Here is a 16,766-nt window from a genome sequence, read left to right as displayed (position 1 = left end):
GGAATTCAGCAATGCGACAGGTCACCCGCAAAGGCCTCATGACGGTGGCGGCCGCGACCGGCGTGCTCGCCGCCGCCGGCGGCTACGCCCACGCCGACTCGGGCGCGAGCGGCGCCGCCACCAACTCGCCGGGCGTGCTGTCCGGCAACTCGGTCCAGGCGCCGGTGCACGTCCCGGTGAACGTGTGCGGCAACACGGTCGACGTCGTCGGGGCGCTCAACCCGGCGATGGGCAACTCCTGCGCCAACAACGGCGCGCACGGCGGCTCCGGCGGGCACGGCGGCTCCGGCGGCCACAGCGGTTCCTCGGGCTCCGGCGGCTCCGGTGGCTCGGGAGGCGCGCACGCCGGCGGACACACCAGCGGATCGCCCGGTGTCGGCTCCGGCAACCACGTCGAGGCCCCGGTCGACGTCCCGGTCAACGTGTGCGGCAACAGCGTCGACGTCGTCGGGGCGCTCAATCCGGCCATGGGCAACAACTGCGCCAACAACGGGGGCGGTCACACCACGCCTCCGGGCGGCGGAGACACCCCGCCCGGCAACCCGGGGACGCCCGGAAACCCCGGAACTCCGGGCAACCCGGGTACCCCTGGCCACCCGGGTCACCCCGGCACCCCGGGTCACCCCGGCACCCCTGGTCACCCCGGCACACCGGCCACCCCGACCACTCCGGGGCACGAGACGCCCGGTGCACCCGGCCACTCCCACCACCCCGGCACCCGGTCGGTCAGCCCGGCCGGGGGCTCGGACCAGCTCGCCCACACCGGCAGTGACCTGCCCATGGGCGTCGTCCTGCCGGTGGGCGCGGGCGCGCTGCTCGCAGGCGCGGTGATGTATCGCAAGGCGCGCGCCTCGGTCTGAGCGGCGCGGTGCCACGGCGGCACACGAACGGAGCGGGCCCCGCATCAGCGGGGCCCGCTCCGTCTGCCTCACGTCACCACGTGGCGCGCACCTGGCGGATGATCCGCCGCCGCAGCCGCACCCTGCGGCTGCCGTCGCGCAGCAGACTCAGACGGTACAACTCCCAGTGTCCGTACTCGGCATGGTCGGTCAGCAGACGTGTCGTCTCCTTGCGGGAGACCCCGCGCGGTAGATACACGTCGACAAATTCGTATTCCGGCATCGCATCTATTGTGCGGGCTGGGGCCCGGTACGGATAGCGTCTGCACTATGTCTGATGCTGCGCAGCCCACCGCTGCCGAGGTACGCGCCGCCGCCGAGGCGGTCAAGACCGCGCTCGACCGCCACCTGGCCGCGGTCGAACGCAGGTCCGGCGAGGACGACCCGGACGTCTACGAGGCCTTCAACCAGCTGGCCGCGGCCGCCGAGGCGTACGACGAGCTGCTCTACGACCGCTACGACGAGGTCACGCCCTTCGAGATCCCGGGAGCCGACGACTCCCTGCCGCCGTACACGGGCCCCGAGGAGCCGAACGCGCTCAGCGTGCTGATCCGCCGCGACTACGCGGTCGCGCAGCCGCAGCGGCTGCGGGCGCACGCCCAGCGCATCGAGGCGGCGGACGGGGAGCGCACGGGCGAGGGGATCTCGGGCACGGTGCACGGGGCGCTGGGCATCCTGTTCGGCGAGTTCGAACCGGACGAGATCGCCTCCCGGCACAAGGAGTTCGGCCTGGAGGAGGGCGACTCCACCCTGTGGGTGGTCGCCGCCGACGAACCGGCTGATCCCGGCGAATGGCTGGAGGCGCCGTTCGAGCAGATCGATCCGCAGCGGGTGGTCTGCCGCTTCGACGTCAGCGCCGTCTTCGACGACGACCTCGACGACGAGGACGACGACCCGCACCCGGATCTCACCGCGGACGAGGACGACGACCTGGAACCCCTGGACGCCGACCGCTGACCACCGTCAGCCGACCGGACCCGCACCCCCCCGCAACCGGCCCGGGACGACACGTCCCGGGCCGCACGCGTTCCCGGCCGCCCTCCGCAGCGACGCCCCCTGGGCGGCAGCGGCCGGTGGCCGGTCAGCCCGCGGTCGGGACCTGGGTGCGCAGCAGAAGGGGCAGGCGGGTCGTGCGGGGCTTGGCCGGGACCTCGGCGACCGCTCTGGGCAGTGCCTGCTCCACGCCGTGCACCACGGACAGATGCCGCTCACCCCGGCCGAACGCCGTGTAGACCCACGGCCGGCTCAGGGTCTGCGCGGCGTCGCCCGGCAGCACCACGACGGCCGCCGGCCACCGGCTGCCCACCGCCTGGTGCGCGGTCAGCGCCCAGCCGTGCCGCACAGTGCGCTCCACCCGCTCACGCGGTACGACGACGGGCTCACCCGCGCAGGTCAGGTGCAGTCCCTCGGCGTCGGCGCCCGTCACCTGACCCGGCACCGTGCGCCCCGGCGCGGGGGAGTAGGCGATCCGGTCGCCCGCGTCGAAGCCGCCGAACCGGCCGGGACCGGGGTTCAGACGCTCCTTGAGCGCGGCGTTCAGCGCCCGCGTACCGGCGGCGCCGCCATGGCCCGGGGTGATCACGACCGTCTGCTCCGGGGGAACGCCGAGGGCGCGCGGCACCGAGTCGGCGACCAGCTGCACGGTACGGTGCACGGCCTCACCGGCGTCCCGCACCGGCACGATCACGACCTCCTTGCCGGGCGCCTCGACCTCGCTCAGCTCGCCGACGCCGATCCCGGACACCAGCTCGCCGATGGGCCCGGGGTCGGGGACGCGGGAGGCGATCTGCGGGCACACCCGCGCGGCCAGCAGGTCGGCGAAGACCCGCCCGGGACCGGCCGACCACAGCACCGCGGGATCGCCGCTGAGCACCAGCCGGGCCCCGTCCGGCAGCGACTCCGCCACCATCGCCGCGCTCTCCACGTCCAGTTGAGGAGCGTCCAGCACCACCAGCAGATCGAGAGCGAGCGCACCGTCGGCGTCCCGGCCGGGGCCCTCGGTACCGGACAGCAGCCCGGCGACGGTGACGACGCCCGCACCGGCCGCGGCGTCGGCGCCGGGGAGCAGCGCGGTGAAGCGGCGCCGGCCGTCCGGCGTGTGGCAGGCGGCGACGGCTCGCAGACCCAGCGTGCGGGCCGCGGCGACGAGGGCCGCCGGCTCCGCGCGGGCCGCCTCCCCACCGGTGTGCAGCACCAGTCCGTGCCCGGCGACGGCGCGGATCAGCTCCGCCGCGCTCCCGGACGCCGACGCGGCGGCCGACGTCCAGTCGGTGCCGTCCTCCTTGGCCAGGGAGTTGGCCACGCGGGCCAGAGAGTCCGCGAGGCTCTCCTCGGCGAGCGCGTACCGCTCCAGGCCGATCAGGACGCGCACCGGGCGCTCGGTCTCCTCCTCGTCGCCGTCCTCCCCGGCCGTGGACGGCTGCTCGTCGAGGGCGTCCTGGAAGGCCAGCGCCTCACCCTCGGCGAGGGCGTCCTGCACGGCGGCGTCCGGGTCGGGCACCCCGCGCTGCCCCAGCGCGGCGGTCAGCGCGGACAGCTCCAGCGCCGTGTGCCCCGCGACGGCGGCCTGCTCCAGCAGCCAGCCGGTCAGCGCGCGGCCCCGCCGCTCGTCGTCCGGACCGCAGTCCGGGCCGAGCAGCGCCCGGGCGAAGCCGTCGGCCTGCTCGGGGCGCACCCCGGTGACCCGCAGCAGCTGCCAGGGGTCGTCGCGCAGCACATCGGCCGCGCCCTCGCCGAGTACCGCGGCGGCCTGCGCGGCCAGCGCCTCCGGGGCGCCGCCTTCGGCCAGCACGCGTCCCACGGCGGCGACGCTCTCCGGGGAAGCGGAAACGGAAGCGGAGGAGGCCGCCGGAGCCGCGGGCGTGGGCCGTGCCGGCTCCGGCCGCCGTACCGGCTCCGGGGCCGGACGGCGGGGTGCGGCCGGTTCGCTGAACACGGTCCTCGGGGGCTTCTGGCCGCTCTCCACGGCCCGTACGGCGGCGAGCAGGTCGGCCGCCGTCCCGCTGAGCTTCGTACCGCTCTCGATCGGCCCCTGCTTCTCTGCCTTGCGCCGCTCGATCCGCTCCCGCTCGATCTGCTGCGCCCGCAGCTCGGCCTCCGCCTCCGACAGCCCCGCGGTGCCCTCCCCGGAGGTGCCCTCGGCGTCGCCGGTGCCACTGCTGCCCCCGGGGCCGTCCGCGCCCTCGCCCACCGAGCCCCCGGCGCCGTCCGCGCCCTCTCCGTCGGCCTCCGCAGCGCCCTCGCCCACCGAGCCCCCGGCGGCGTCCTCCGCGCCCGCGGTCGGGGTGTCCGGGGCCGGCTCCTCCTGCGTGTCCCGGGCCGGCTCCTCCTGCGGAGTGCCGGGCTCCGCCCCGGTGTCCGGCGTCCCCGGCCCGGCGTCCTCCGTGGTCTCCGGCTCCGTGCTCACAGCGTGCTCCAGTCGTGATCGGGATAGCGGTGCACGGGCGCCGACACATCGTCGAGCGCCCGGCAGATCTCGTCAGGAAGACTAAGGGCCTCCACTGACAACGCGGCCGTGAGCTGCTGCGCCGTGCGCGCGCCGACGATCGGCGCGGTCACGCCGGGCCGGTCGCGGACCCAGGCGAGGGCCACCTGGAGCGGCGTCACGGCGAGCCCGTCGGCGGCCGTCGCCACCGCGTCCACGATCCGGCTCGCGGTGTCGTCGAGGTACGGCGCGACGAAGGGCGCCAGATGCTCGGAGGCCGCGCGGGAGTCCGGCGGCAGGGCGTCGCCCCGGTACTTGCCGGTCAGCACCCCGCGGCCCAGCGGCGAGGACGGCAGCAGCCCGATCCCCAGGTCCAGCGCGGCAGGCAGCACCTCCCGCTCCACCCCGCGCTGCAGCAGCGAGTACTCCATCTGCGTTCCGGCCAGCCGGGTCCGCGTGCCCGGCGCCGCCAGCTGCCAGGTGCCCGCCTTGGCGAGCTGCCAGCCGCAGAAGTTCGACACCCCGGCATAGCGGGCCCGCCCGCTGCTCACGGCGATGTCGAGGGCCTGGAGGGTCTCCTCCAGCGGTGTGTGGGGGTCGTAGGCGTGCAGGTGCCACAGGTCGACGTAGTCCGTGCCGAGCCGGGCCAGCGAGGCGTCCAGCGCCGCCAGCAGGTGCCCGCGTGAGCCGTCGAACCGGCGGTCCGGGTCCGGCACACCGCCCGCCTTCGTGGAGATGACCAGATCCCGGCGCGGGATAAGCCCCTCCATGAGCCGCCCGAGCAGATATTCGGCCTCCCCGTCGCCGTACACGTCCGCGGTGTCGACGAGGGTGCCGCCGGCCTCCCAGAACGTCTTCAGCAGGTCCGCGGCGTCGTGCTCGTCGGTGTCCCGGCCCCAGGTCAGGGTGCCGAGCCCGACGCGGGACACACGCAGGCCGGTGCGGCCGAGATGCCTCTGCTCCATGAACGCCGAGATTACTGGCCAGGGATGCGCCGTGGGTTGCCTGTGGACAACGAGAATCCCGGCTTTCCCCAGGGGTGGCGCGGCACGCGGGCGCGACGCTCGCCACACCACCCTGCCCCCGCGGCGGGCCCCGCGCTAAGGTCGGCCCACACGGGACATTACTGATCGGTAAGGGGAGCGCAGATGCAGCTCGGGATCAACCTCGGCTACTGGGGCGCCGGGATGGACGCGGACAACCTCGCCGTCGCCCAGGAGGCCGACCGGCTCGGCTACGCGGTCTGCTGGGCCGCCGAGGCCTACGGCTCCGACGCGGCCACCGTGCTCAGCTGGGTCGCCGCCCAGACCGAGCGCATCGACGTCGGCTCGGCCATCTTCCAGATCCCGGCCCGCCAGCCGGCGATGACCGCCATGACCGCCGCGACCCTGGACTCCCTGTCCGGCGGCCGTTTCCGGCTCGGTCTCGGCGTCTCCGGCCCGCAGGTCTCCGAGGGCTGGTACGGCGTCAAGTTCGACAAGCCGCTGTCCCGCACCCGCGAGTACGTCGAGATCGTGCGCCGGGCGATGAGCCGCGAGCGCCTGTCGTTCGAGGGCGAGCACTGGACGCTGCCGCTGCCCGGCGGCCCGGGCAAGCCGATCAAGCTGACCGTGCACCCCGAGCGCGAGCACATCCCGCTGTACATCGCCGCGATCGGCCCGAGGAACCTGGAGCAGACCGGCGAGATCGCCGACGGCGCCCTGCTGATCTTTCCCTCCGCCGACCACTTGGAGGACACCGCGATCCGGCATCTGCGCGCCGGACGCGAGAAGGCCGGCCTGACCATGGACGGCTTCGACGTCGCGCCCACCCTGCCGCTCCACCTCGGCGACGACAAGGACGTGACCGGTCTCGCCGACGCCTTCCGGCCCTACACCGCCCTGTACGTCGGCGGCATGGGCAGCGCCAAGCAGAACTTCTACAACCAGCTCGCCCGGCGCATGGGCTACGAGCAGGCCGCCGACGAGGTCCAGCAGAAGTACCTCTCCGGCGACAAGCAGGGCGCCGCGGCCGCCGTACCGCACGACCTCATCGACGCCACCACGCTGCTCGGTTCCGTGGACCGGATCGCCGACCGCATGAAGGCCTACGCGGCCGCCGGTGTCACCACCCTGAACCTCAACCCGGCCGGCTTCACCCTGGACGAGCGCGTCGCCGCGCTGCGCGCCGGTGTGGAGGCCCTGGAGCGCGCCGGCCTGGCGTAGCCGGCAGGGTCCGGACAAGCACTACGGCCGTGGTGGGGGCTCGGGGGTCTTCCCCGCCACGGCCGTCATCCGGAACAACGCGCCCGGCGCCCCCGGGTTACGGCCTTTCCCGACCCGGAACCGTCGCCCGTCCGGAGCAGCGTTCCGACACCCGTGTTGCAGCACCTCTCGCACCGCACTTGACTCGTTCTTGGCGCAGGCCTTCAGAGAGGTGCCCCAGATGCTTTCGGCGAAGAATCTGTTCCAGGAGATCCTCGACAACGACGAGTCCTTCGCGCTGTTCTGCTCCATCGCCGCCGGCGGGGAGTCACAGGGGGGCTGGGAGAACGGCCGTATCGCCGCGCTCGTGCCGCCGGGCGAACGCGCCATGGCTCCCAAGATCGCCCGGCACGGAGCCGACGAGGACAAGCACGGCCGCATCTTCAACGCCCTCATGCGCAAGCGCGGCCTGCGACCGGTGCCGGTGCCCGACGAGACCGACTACACGATGCTCCTGGAGCAGCGCGGCATCGGTCTGTCGCACGACAAGCTCAAGGCCGACCGGCCCCTCACGACGGAGGACATCGTCGTCTACCTCGCGCACAGCCGGGTCACCGAGCAGCGCGCCGCGGAGCAGATGCTCATGCTCCGCGCGTACTTCGCCGACCACCCGGACCTCGGCAAGGCCGTCCGGATGATCTCCGCCGACGAGGACAACCACCTGGCGTACACGCACGAGGAACTGCTGCGCCTCGCGGCCGCCGGACACGGCCGGCTCATCCAGCGCACCCTGCGCGCGTGCGCCCTAGCCGAGATCCGCGTCTACCGCGACGTCAGCCTCGCCGTCATGGCGCACATGGGACGCATCCTGGGCTGGTCCCGGGCCAGGTCGGCGCTGCTCGCCGCCGGCATCCACGCGGTGTATGCCTGGGAACGGTTCGCGGGCTGGCACCGCATGGTGTCCCTGCGCATGCCCGAACGCCGCGACGCGCTCGGCGGCGCCCCCACCACGGCCCCCGAATTCGCCTGACCGCCCCCGGCACCCGCTCACCGCGCCGGTGTCACATCCAGCCCCGCCGCTTGAACAGCCGGTACAGCAGCACCACTAGGCCCACCATCACGATGATCACCGCCGGGTACGACCACACCCAGTGCAGCTCGGGCATGTGGTCGAAGTTCATCCCGTAGATCCCCGCGATCATCGTGGGCACCGCCGCCATGGCCGCCCACGCGGAGATCTTCCGCATGTCGTCGTTCTGCCGGACGCTCATCTGCGCCAGGTGCGCCGAGAGTATGTCCGACACCAGCCGGTCCAGCCCCTCCACGGACTCGTTCACGCGCGTGAGGTGGTCGCTGACGTCACGGAAGAAGGGCCGCGCCTTGTCGTCCACGAACGGCACCTTCCCGCCGTACTCGCCCGCGCCCGCCATCCGGCTCAGCGGCTTCGCCAGCGGTCCCGTCGCGCGCCGGAACTCCAGCACCTGCCGCTTGAAGGTGTATATCCGCGACGCCGTGTGCCGGGTGCCGCCGCTGGACGGCGAGAACACCTCGGTCTCCAGCTCCTCCAGATCGGTCTGCAGCTCCGTCGCCACGTCCAGATAGTGGTCCACGACGGCGTCGGCGATGGCGTACACCACCGACGTCGGTCCCTTGCCGAGCAGCTCCGGCTCGTGCTCCAGCCGCTTGCGCACCGCCCCCAGCGGCGACCCCTCGCCGTGCCGCACGGTCACCACGAAGCCGTCACCGAGGAAGACCATGACCTCGCCGGCCGAGACGGTGTCGCTCTCCGGCTCGTACACCACCGGCTTGAGCACCAGGAACAGCGAGTCGTCGTACACCTCCAGCTTGGGCCGCTGGTGCGCCTTCAGGGCGTCCTCCACCGCCAGCGGATGCAGCGCGAACTCCTGGGTGACGTGCTCGAACTCGTCCTCGGACGGCTCGTACAGGCCCACCCACACGAACCCGCCCGCGGCCCGTGCCTCCTCCAGGGCGTCGGAGAAGTCCCCGGGCCCCTCGGTCCGCCTGCCCTCGCTGTAGATGGCGCAATCGACGATCACGGAGCGCATTCTCCTTCCTGCGGGCCGACAGCGCAGCCCTGCGTACGCCTACCCTGGGGCGCATGCCCACGTTGATCCTCGTAAGGCACGGACGTTCCACCGCCAACAGCGAGGGCCTCCTCGCCGGCTGGACCCCCGGCGTCGCCCTCGACGAGCGCGGCAGCGCGCAGGCGGCGGAGCTGCCCGGCCGGCTCGCCGCGCTGCCGCTCGCCGAGATCGTCACCAGCCCGCTGCAGCGCTGCCAGGAGACCGTGGCGCCGCTGCTGGCGGCCCGCCCCGGTCTGACACCGCACACCGACGACCGCATCGGCGAGTGCCACTACGGCGACTGGTCGGGCCGCAAGCTCGCCGAGCTGAGCGACGAGCCCCTGATGGAGGTCGTCCAGTCCCACCCCTCCGCGGCCGCCTTCCCCGGCGGGGAGTCCATGCGCGCCATGCAGACCCGCGCCGCCGAAGCGGTCCGCGAGTGGAACGCGCGCGTGGAGCGCGACCACGGCGCGGACGCGGTGTACCTGATGTGCTCCCACGGCGACATCATCAAGTCGCTCGTGGCCGACGCCCTCGGCCTGCATCTCGACCTCTTCCAGCGGATCTCCGTCGAACCGTGTTCCATCACCGCGATCCGCTACACCCGGCTGCGTCCCTTCCTCGTGCGCCTCGGCGACACCGGCGACCTCGCCTCCCTGGCCCCCCGCGAGCAGCCGCCGGGCGACGACGCGACCGTGGGGGGTGGTGCGGGCGCACCGTGATCGTCGGCCGCAGTAGGGTGAAGCGGTCGCAGTAGCGCAGCGATCGCCCCTTAACGATTCTTGGAGCTGGACGTGTCCCGTCAGGTGTTCCTCTACGACCAACCGGACCGCTTCGTGGCCGGTACGGTCGGACTGCCCGGGCGCCGTACCTTCTTTCTGCAAGCCAGCGCCGGCGCCCGGGTGACCAGTGTGGCGCTGGAGAAGACCCAGGTCGCCGCGCTCGCGGAGCGCATGGACGAGCTCCTCGACGAGGTGGTGCGCCGCAGCGGCGGCAACGCCGCCGTCCCGGCCGTCGCGCCCGCCGAGATCGCCGACAGCGCCCCGCTGGAGACTCCCATCGAGGAGGAGTTCCGGGTGGGCACCATGGCCCTCGCCTGGGACGGCGAGGAGCAGTGCATGATCGTCGAGGCGCAGGCCCTCGTGGAACTCGACGCCGAGTCCGACGAAGACCTCGCCGAGGCCGAGGAACGGCTGCTGCAGGACGAGGAGAACGGGCCTCCGATGCTGCGGGTCCGCCTCAGCGGCGCCCAGGCCAGAGCCTTCGCCAAACGCGCCCTCGACGTCGTCAACGCCGGCCGGCCGCCCTGCCCGCTGTGCAGCCTGCCGCTCGACCCGGAGGGACACGTATGTCCGCGCCAGAACGGATACCGCCGCGGAGCGTGACCGCGGCGCAGCTCCTCGCCGAGGGGGAGCTGACCGTCCGCGGGCGCATCCGCGAGGCCTCCAACGCCGCCCTGTACTGCACGGTGGCCCTCGACGGCCAGGAGGCCGCCTGCATCTACAAGCCGGTCGCCGGTGAGCGTCCCCTGTGGGACTTCCCCGACGGCGCCCTGGCCCGCCGCGAGGTCGCCGCGTACGAGGTGTCCGAGGCGACCGGCTGGCACCTGGTCCCGCCGACCGTCCTGCGCGACGGGCCCTACGGCGAGGGCATGTGCCAGCTCTGGATCGACGTCGAGCCCGAGGGCGCCGAGCTGCTCGCCCTCGTCGACGGCGAGGAGCCGGAGGCGGGCTGGAAGGCGATCGGCTTCGCGGACGTCGGCGAGGACCGTACCGCCCTGCTCGTGCACGCCGACGACCCCCGGCTGCGGCGGCTCGCCGTCATGGACGCCGTGATCAACAACGCCGACCGCAAGGGCGGCCACCTGCTGCCCGCCGCCGGAGGACGGCTGTACGGCATCGACCACGGCGTCACCTTCCACGTCGAGAACAAGCTGCGCACCCTGCTGTGGGGATGGGCGGGCGAGCCGCTGACCGAGGAGGCCGCCCAGGTCCTGACCCGGCTGTGCGCCGAGCTGAAGGAGGGCGGGCCCCTCGCCGAGCGGCTCGCGGGCCTGATCAGCCCCGCCGAGACCGACGCCACACGCGCGCGTGTCGAGGCGCTGCTCGCCTCGGGGAAACATCCCGAGCCGAGCGGGGAATGGCCGGCGATTCCCTGGCCACCCGTCTGACACGGCCCGTCCGCTGCGGCCCGTCCCGTCCGACACCGCCCGTCCGGCGGCCCAGGCCGTCCACGACGGCCCGTCCCGTCCGGCACAGTCCGTCCGGCACGGCCCGTCCCGCCGTGCCGGCCAGCCGTCCGGCACAGCCCGTCGCGTCCGGCTCCGGTCGACTGCACATCCGCCGGGAAGACACAAGAGCGCCTTCCCGGCCATCCGGCCCGCTCCGGTTCGTATGTGAAACCCCGGTCCGGTTAGGCTCATGACATGCATGCCTGGCCCGCTTCCGAAGTCCCCGCCCTGCACGGTCAGGGCCGCGACCTGAGGATCCACGACACCGCGACCGGCCAGCTGGTCACCCTCCAGCCCGGTCCCGTCGCCCGTATCTACGTCTGCGGCATCACCCCGTACGACGCCACCCACCTGGGGCACGCGGCGACCTACAACGCGTTCGACCTCGTGCAGCGCGTGTGGCTCGACACCAAGCGGCAGGTTCACTACGTCCAGAACGTCACGGACGTCGACGATCCGCTGCTGGAGCGCGCGGAGCGGGACGGCCTCGACTGGGTCGCCCTCGCCGAGAAGGAGACGGCCCTCTTCCGTGAGGACATGACGGCCCTGCGCATGCTGCCGCCCCGGCAGTACATAGGCGCCGTCGAGGCCATACCCGGCATCGTCCCGCTCGTGGAGCGCCTGCGCGATCTCGGCGCGGCCTACGAGCTGGAAGGCGACATCTACTTCTCCGTCGAGTCCGACCCGCACTTCGGCAAGGTCTCCAACCTGGACGCCGCCGCCATGCGGCTGCTGTCCGCCGAGCGCGGCGGCGACCCGGACCGCCCGGGCAAGAAGAACCCGCTCGACCCGATGCTGTGGATGGCCGCCCGTGAGGGCGAGCCCAGCTGGGACGGCGCCTCCCTCGGCCGGGGACGCCCCGGCTGGCACATCGAGTGCGTCGCCATCGCCTTGGACCACCTCGGCATGGGCTTCGACGTCCAGGGCGGCGGCTCCGACCTCGCCTTCCCGCACCACGAGATGGGCGCCTCGCACGCCCAGGTGCTCACCGGCGAGTTCCCCATGGCCCAGGCCTACGTCCACGCCGGCATGGTGGCCCTGCACGGCGAGAAGATGTCCAAGTCCAAGGGCAACCTGGTCTTCGTCTCCCAGCTGCGCCGCGACGGCGTCGACCCCGCCGCCATCCGGCTGTCGCTGCTCGCCCACCACTACCGCGCCGACTGGGAGTGGACCGACCAGGTCCTCGCCGACGCCGTCGCCCGGCTCGGCCGGTGGCGCGCGGCGGTCTCCCGGCCCGACGGCCCGTCCGCCGACGCGCTCGTCGAGGAGATTCGCGACGCCCTCGCCCACGACCTCGACGCCCCGGCCGCACTGGCCGCCGTCGACCGCTGGGTCGCGCTCCAGGAGGAGCAGGGCGGCACGGACGCCGGCGCACCCGGCGTCGTCTCCCGCGCGGTGGACGCGCTGCTCGGGGTGGCTCTGTGAGCTTCACGCGGGGCTGCGCCCCGTGAAGAGAAGGGGCGCTTCCCGGCTCGGGAAGCGCCCCTTCTTCGCGGAGCCTTTGTCCTCGGCCCTCGTGGAGCCTCAGTCCTCCGCGTCGTCCTCGTCACCCTTGGGGCCGCCCCCGGCGGTCGGCGGCTTCGGCTTCCCGCCCGGAGGGCTCACGTCACGGCGTCGCAGATACCGCTCGAACTCCCGCGCGATCGCCTCGCCCGACGCCTCCGGAAGCTCCGCGGTGTCCCGGGCCTCCTCCAGCGTCTGGACGTACTCGGCCACCTCGCTGTCCTCCGCGGCCAGCTGGTCCACGCCCACCTGCCAGGCACGCGCGTCCTCGGGCAGCTCGCCCAGCGGGATCCGCACGTCGATCAGGTCTTCCAGGCGGTTCAGCAGCGCCAGCGTCGCCTTCGGGTTGGGCGGCTGCGACACGTAGTGCGGCACGGCCGCCCACAGCGACACGGCCGGCACGCCCGCGTGCGTGCACGCCTCCTGCAGCACACCCACGATGCCGGTGGGACCCTCGTACTTGGTCTCCTCCAGATCCATCCGGCGTGCCAGGTCCGCGTCGGACGTCGTCCCGCTGATCGGGACCGGACGCGTGTGCGGGGTGTCGCCGAGCAGGGCGCCCAGGATCACCACCAGCTCCACACCCAGCTCGTGCGCGAAGCCCAGCAGCTCGTTGCAGAACGAGCGCCAGCGCATCGACGGTTCGATGCCGCGGACCAGGACCAGGTCCCGGGGCTTGTCACCGCCGACACGGACCACGGACAACCTTGTCGTCGGCCACGTGATCTTGCGGACGCCGCCGTCCATGAAGACCGTGGGGCGGTTCACCTGGAAGTCGTAGTAGTCCTCGGCGTCCAGCGCCGCGAACACCTCGCCCTTCCACTCCTTCTCCAGATGCGCGACCGCGGTGGAGGCGGCGTCGCCGGCATCGTTCCAGCCCTCGAACGCGGCCACCATGACCGGGTCGATCAGCTCGGGAACCCCCTCGAGCTCGATCACCCAGTGCCTCCTTCCGACGTGCCCTCGCTTGACCACCCAACCTTACGGCGTGCGGCGGGGGCGCCCGCAGCCCCCTTGCACGGGGGAGTGAACGGAACACTGCCCCGATCGCCACCCCGGAACACCCCGCGTCGATCAAGGCGCCGTACCCGGCCGCCTGATCACCCGTCATCTGCCGAACGCCCTCAAGGGGCGGCCCCGTGCGGGGAGCCGCCCCTTGCGTGGCGCAGGGCCGTCCGGCCGTCGAACCTGAGCCGGCCCTACTTCTTGTCGAGCAGGTCCTGGACCTTGCCCCGCACCTCGTCCGTGGCCAGGCCGCGGATCGTCAGGGTGGTGCGGCGGCGCAGCACGTCGTCCGCGGTCTCGGCCCACTCGTGGTCACGGGCGTAGACGACCTGCGCCCAGATCTCCGGGGCGTCGGGGTGGACCCGCTCGCCCAGCTCCGGGTGCTCGTTGGCCAGGCGGGCGATGTCGAACGCCAGCGAGCCGTAGTGCGTCGCCAGGTGCCTGGCGGTGTCCGCCGCCATGCGCGGGCCCGGCGCCGGACGGTCCACCAGCAGCCGGTGCGCGACCGCGCGCGGGTTGGCGACACCGGGCAGCGGCAGCTTCTTCGGCAGCGAGGCGATCGGCTCGAAGTCGTCGCCCAGCGGGTGGCCCGGCAGCGACTCCAGCTTCTGCATGACGGTCCGGCCGATGTGGCGGAACGTGGTCCACTTGCCGCCCGCGACGGACAGCATGCCGCCCTTGCCCTCCGTCACGACCGTCTCGCGCTTGGCCTTGGCGGTGTCACCGGGACCGCCCGGCAGCACCCGCAGCCCCGCGAAGGAGTACGTGATCAGGTCACGGCTCAGCTGCTGGTCACGGATCGAGAAGGCCGCCTCGTCCAGGATCTGCGCTATGTCCTTCTCGTTGACCGCGACGTCCGCCGGGTCGCCCTCGTACTCCTCGTCGGTGGTGCCGAGCAGCAGCATGTCCTCCCAGGGGAGGGCGAAGGTGATGCGGTACTTGTCGATCGGGGTGGCCAGCGCCGCCTTCCACGGCGAGGTCCGCTTCAGGACCAGGTGCGCACCCTTGGACAGGCGGATGGAGGGCGCAGCGTTCGGGTCCTCCATCCGGCGCAGGTGGTCGACCCACGGGCCGGTCGCATTCAGCACCAGGCGGGCACTGACCCCGAACTCGTCGCCGGAGAGACGGTCGCGCAGCTCCGCACCGGTCACCCGGCCCTTGGTGAAGCGCAGACCGGTCACCTCGGCGTGGTTCAGGACGACCGCGCCCGCGTCCACGGCCGCGCGGACCGTCATCAGCGCCATGCGCGCGTCGTTCATCTGGTCGTCGCCGTAGACGGCCACGGCCTTGAGGTTGTCGGTGCGCAGCTCCGGCACGTCCTGCGCCGCCTTGGCGGGGGAGAGCAGGTGGCCGACACCGTCACCGAACGCGGAGAGCGCGGAGTAGGCGAAGACGCCCGCGCCGAGCTTAGCCGCGCCGTGCGGCCCGCCCTTGTACACGGGGAGGTAGAACGTGAGCGGGTTCGCCAGGTGGGGCGCCACCTGACGGGAGACCGCACGGCGCTCGAAGTGGTTCTCCGCCACCAGCTTCACCGCACCGGTCTGCAGGTAGCGCAGGCCGCCGTGGAGCAGCTTGGAGGAGGCGGAGGAGGTGGCGCCGGCGAAGTCGCCGGCGTCGACCAGAGCCACCCTGAGGCCGGACTGCGCGGCGTGCCAGGCCGTCGAGATGCCGAGGATGCCGCCGCCGATGACGAGCAGGTCGTACGACGCCTTGGAGAGCTGCTCCCGGGTCTCGGCTCGGCTCGGGTTCGAGCCGGTGGCCGGGTGGGTGCCCAGGGCAGGTACGGAACTCAGGGTGGACTGCGTGGTCATAGCGGGTATTACTCCTCGTCCTCGAGCCAGCCCATGGTCCGCTCGACGGCCTTGAGCCAGTTCTTGTACTCACGGTCGCGGGTCTCCGCGTCCATGCGGGGGGTCCACTCGGCGGCCCGGCGCCAGTTGGCGCGCAGGTCGTCGGTGCTGTTCCAGAAGCCGACGGCGAGACCGGCGGCGTAGGCGGCGCCGAGGCAGGTGGTCTCGGCGACCATCGGGCGCACGACGGGGGCGTCCAGCACGTCGGAGAGCGTCTGCATCAGCAGGTTGTTGGCGGTCATGCCGCCGTCGACCTTGAGGGTCACCAGCTCGACGCCGGAGTCCTTCACCATGGCGTCGGCGATCTCCCGCGTCTGCCAGGCGGTGGCCTCCAGGACGGCGCGCGCCAGGTGCGCCTTGGTGACGTACCGGGTCAGGCCGGCGATCACACCACGGGCGTCGGAGCGCCAGTGCGGGGCGAACAGACCGGAGAAGGCCGGCACGAAGTACGCGCCGCCGTTGTCCTCCACGGACAGCGCGAGGGTCTCGATCTCGGCGGCCGTGGAGATCAGGCCCATCTGGTCGCGCATCCACTGCACCAGCGAGCCGGTGACGGCGATCGAGCCCTCCAGGGCGTAGACCGTGTCCTGGTCGCCGATCTTGTAGCCGACGGTGGTGAGCAGACCGGCGTAGGAGTTGATGATCTTGTCGCCGGTGTTCATCACCATGAAGGTGCCGGTGCCGTAGGTCGACTTGGTCTCGCCCTCGGAGAAGCAGGTCTGGCCGAACAGGGCCGCCTGCTGGTCGCCGAGCGCCGAGGCGACCGGGATGCCGCCGAGCAGGTCGCCCAGCTTGCCGCCCGTGATCTCGCCGTAGACCTCGGCGGAGGAGCGGATCTCGGGCAGGATCTGCTTCGGGACGCCGATCGACTCGCAGATCTTGTCGTCCCACTCCATGGTGTGGAGGTTCATCAGCATGGTGCGGGATGCGTTGGTGACGTCGGTGACGTGCTTGCCGCCGTTGACACCACCGGTCAGGTTCCAGATGACCCAGGTGTCCATGGTGCCGAAGAGGATGTCCCCGGCCTCGGCGCGCTCCTTGAGGCCCTCGACGTTGTCGAGCAGCCAGCGGGCCTTGGGCCCGGCGAAGTAGGAGGCGAGGGGCAGACCGGTCTCGCGGCGGAAGCGGTCCTGGCCGACGTTGCGGCCCAGCTCGCGGCACAGGCCGTCGGTGCGGGTGTCCTGCCAGACGATGGCGTTGTGCACCGGCTCGCCGGTGTTCTTGTCCCACAGCACGGTCGTCTCGCGCTGGTTGGTGATGCCGATGGCCTTGATGTCGTCGCGGGTGATGCCGGCCTTGGCGACCGCGCCGGCGACGACCTCCTGGACGTTGGTCCAGATCTCGGTGGCGTTGTGCTCGACCCAGCCCGGCTTCGGGAAGATCTGCTCGTGCTCCTTCTGGTCGACGGAGACAATCCGGCCGTCCCGGTCGAAGACGATGCAGCGGCTGGAGGTGGTGCCCTGGTCGATGGCGGCGATGAAGGGGCCGGCGGTGTGCGCGTCGGTCACTGTGTGCTCCTGGAGGATCCGTCGTTGGGGGGCTGATGGGTACGGCGCGTGCGGTGCTCGGTGGTCCGCGGGGAGGTCTC

The 16,766-nt window shown here is 72.8% G+C and carries 15 protein-coding genes; 8 read left to right on the top strand and 7 right to left on the bottom strand.

Annotated features, from left to right (window positions below; genetic code table 11):
* The first annotated feature begins 11 nt into the window (after positions 1–11).
* Complete coding sequence (locus AB0E88_RS07850) at positions 12–860, top strand: chaplin (RefSeq protein ID WP_361625558.1); 849 nt, start codon at positions 12–14, stop codon at positions 858–860.
* Between the two features lie 73 nt (positions 861–933).
* On the opposite strand, the gene AB0E88_RS07845 is transcribed toward AB0E88_RS07850, so the two are convergent.
* Entirely contained in the window at positions 934–1,122 is a 189-nt protein-coding gene (locus tag AB0E88_RS07845) for a DUF5703 family protein (RefSeq protein ID WP_190206279.1), read from the bottom strand.
* A 47-nt stretch (positions 1,123–1,169) separates the two neighbouring features.
* Here AB0E88_RS07845 and AB0E88_RS07840 point away from each other — a divergent pair, with 47 nt between their 5' ends.
* Positions 1,170–1,856: a hypothetical protein gene (locus AB0E88_RS07840; protein ID WP_361625555.1), complete on the top strand. Its 687-nt coding sequence runs from the start codon at positions 1,170–1,172 to the stop codon at positions 1,854–1,856.
* Positions 1,857–1,980: 124 nt separating this feature from the next.
* On the opposite strand, the gene AB0E88_RS07835 is transcribed toward AB0E88_RS07840, so the two are convergent.
* Both AB0E88_RS07835 and AB0E88_RS07830 read right to left on the bottom strand, forming a co-directional pair.
* Positions 1,981–4,305, bottom strand: a complete 2,325-nt coding sequence (locus tag AB0E88_RS07835) for a helix-hairpin-helix domain-containing protein (RefSeq protein ID WP_361625552.1) — start codon at positions 4,303–4,305, stop codon at positions 1,981–1,983.
* On the bottom strand, positions 4,302–5,288 hold the full coding sequence (locus AB0E88_RS07830; protein ID WP_361625549.1) for an aldo/keto reductase: 987 nt from the start codon (positions 5,286–5,288) through the stop codon (positions 4,302–4,304). Before AB0E88_RS07830 ends, AB0E88_RS07835 begins: the two co-directional genes overlap by 4 nt.
* A 183-nt stretch (positions 5,289–5,471) precedes the next feature.
* Here AB0E88_RS07830 and AB0E88_RS07825 point away from each other — a divergent pair, with 183 nt between their 5' ends.
* Complete coding sequence (locus AB0E88_RS07825) at positions 5,472–6,527, top strand: LLM class F420-dependent oxidoreductase (RefSeq protein ID WP_361625546.1); 1,056 nt, start codon at positions 5,472–5,474, stop codon at positions 6,525–6,527.
* A gap of 220 nt (positions 6,528–6,747) precedes the next feature.
* Positions 6,748–7,536 carry a ferritin-like domain-containing protein gene (locus AB0E88_RS07820; protein WP_361625543.1) on the top strand — a complete coding sequence of 263 codons (789 nt, stop codon included), beginning with the start codon at positions 6,748–6,750 and terminating at the stop codon, positions 7,534–7,536.
* Between the two features lie 31 nt (positions 7,537–7,567).
* Here AB0E88_RS07820 and corA read toward each other — a convergent pair whose 3' ends face one another.
* Positions 7,568–8,563, bottom strand: a complete 996-nt coding sequence (corA, locus tag AB0E88_RS07815; RefSeq protein ID WP_361625540.1) for a magnesium/cobalt transporter CorA — start codon at positions 8,561–8,563, stop codon at positions 7,568–7,570.
* Positions 8,564–8,625: 62 nt separating this feature from the next.
* Between corA and AB0E88_RS07810 the strand changes: the two genes are divergently transcribed.
* The 4 genes from AB0E88_RS07810 to mshC all read left to right on the top strand — a co-directional run bounded on the left by AB0E88_RS07810 (position 8,626) and on the right by mshC (position 12,245).
* Entirely contained in the window at positions 8,626–9,312 is a 687-nt protein-coding gene (locus tag AB0E88_RS07810) for a histidine phosphatase family protein (protein WP_361625537.1), read from the top strand.
* 72 nt (positions 9,313–9,384) lie between these two features.
* Complete coding sequence (locus tag AB0E88_RS07805; RefSeq protein WP_361625534.1) at positions 9,385–9,975, top strand: DUF3090 domain-containing protein; 591 nt, start codon at positions 9,385–9,387, stop codon at positions 9,973–9,975.
* Positions 9,939–10,760: an SCO1664 family protein gene (locus AB0E88_RS07800; protein ID WP_361625531.1), complete on the top strand. Its 822-nt coding sequence runs from the start codon at positions 9,939–9,941 to the stop codon at positions 10,758–10,760. Before AB0E88_RS07805 ends, AB0E88_RS07800 begins: the two co-directional genes overlap by 37 nt.
* A 255-nt stretch (positions 10,761–11,015) precedes the next feature.
* A complete protein-coding gene (gene mshC / locus AB0E88_RS07795) occupies positions 11,016–12,245 on the top strand; it encodes a cysteine--1-D-myo-inosityl 2-amino-2-deoxy-alpha-D-glucopyranoside ligase (RefSeq protein ID WP_361625528.1) in 1,230 nt (409 codons plus the stop codon).
* A gap of 99 nt (positions 12,246–12,344) precedes the next feature.
* Here mshC and AB0E88_RS07790 read toward each other — a convergent pair whose 3' ends face one another.
* The 3 genes from AB0E88_RS07790 to glpK form a co-directional block, all read right to left on the bottom strand.
* Positions 12,345–13,262 carry a PAC2 family protein gene (locus AB0E88_RS07790; RefSeq protein ID WP_361625525.1) on the bottom strand — a complete coding sequence of 306 codons (918 nt, stop codon included), beginning with the start codon at positions 13,260–13,262 and terminating at the stop codon, positions 12,345–12,347.
* A 260-nt stretch (positions 13,263–13,522) separates the two neighbouring features.
* Positions 13,523–15,139 (bottom strand): glycerol-3-phosphate dehydrogenase/oxidase, encoded by a 1,617-nt coding sequence (locus tag AB0E88_RS07785; RefSeq protein ID WP_361625522.1) that lies wholly within the window; start codon positions 15,137–15,139, stop codon positions 13,523–13,525.
* 8 nt (positions 15,140–15,147) lie between these two features.
* Positions 15,148–16,686, bottom strand: coding sequence for a glycerol kinase GlpK (glpK, locus tag AB0E88_RS07780; RefSeq protein WP_361625519.1), 1,539 nt, complete (start codon positions 16,684–16,686; stop codon positions 15,148–15,150).
* Positions 16,687–16,766: the final 80 nt, after the last annotated feature.

The sequence above is a fragment of the Streptomyces sp. NPDC028635 genome (genome assembly GCF_040637635.1).
Taxonomy (GTDB): domain Bacteria; phylum Actinomycetota; class Actinomycetes; order Streptomycetales; family Streptomycetaceae; genus Streptomyces.
The sequence above is the reverse complement of the archived record's forward strand: the minus strand, read 5'-3'. Positions and strand labels throughout refer to the sequence as shown.

Excerpts from the sequence above, each read along its gene's own strand:
- AB0E88_RS07845 (WP_190206279.1), bottom strand. The coding sequence starts at position 1,122 with ATGCCGGAATACGAATTTGTCGACGTGTATCTACCGCGCGGGGTCTCC.
- AB0E88_RS07800 (WP_361625531.1), top strand. The coding sequence starts at position 9,939 with ATGTCCGCGCCAGAACGGATACCGCCGCGGAGCGTGACCGCGGCGCAG.
- AB0E88_RS07785 (WP_361625522.1), bottom strand. The coding sequence starts at position 15,139 with ATGACCACGCAGTCCACCCTGAGTTCCGTACCTGCCCTGGGCACCCAC.
- AB0E88_RS07830 (WP_361625549.1), bottom strand. The coding sequence starts at position 5,288 with ATGGAGCAGAGGCATCTCGGCCGCACCGGCCTGCGTGTGTCCCGCGTC.
- AB0E88_RS07840 (WP_361625555.1), top strand. The coding sequence starts at position 1,170 with ATGTCTGATGCTGCGCAGCCCACCGCTGCCGAGGTACGCGCCGCCGCC.
- AB0E88_RS07825 (WP_361625546.1), top strand. The coding sequence starts at position 5,472 with ATGCAGCTCGGGATCAACCTCGGCTACTGGGGCGCCGGGATGGACGCG.
- AB0E88_RS07820 (WP_361625543.1), top strand. The coding sequence starts at position 6,748 with ATGCTTTCGGCGAAGAATCTGTTCCAGGAGATCCTCGACAACGACGAG.
- mshC (WP_361625528.1), top strand. The coding sequence starts at position 11,016 with ATGCATGCCTGGCCCGCTTCCGAAGTCCCCGCCCTGCACGGTCAGGGC.
- AB0E88_RS07810 (WP_361625537.1), top strand. The coding sequence starts at position 8,626 with ATGCCCACGTTGATCCTCGTAAGGCACGGACGTTCCACCGCCAACAGC.
- AB0E88_RS07850 (WP_361625558.1), top strand. The coding sequence starts at position 12 with ATGCGACAGGTCACCCGCAAAGGCCTCATGACGGTGGCGGCCGCGACC.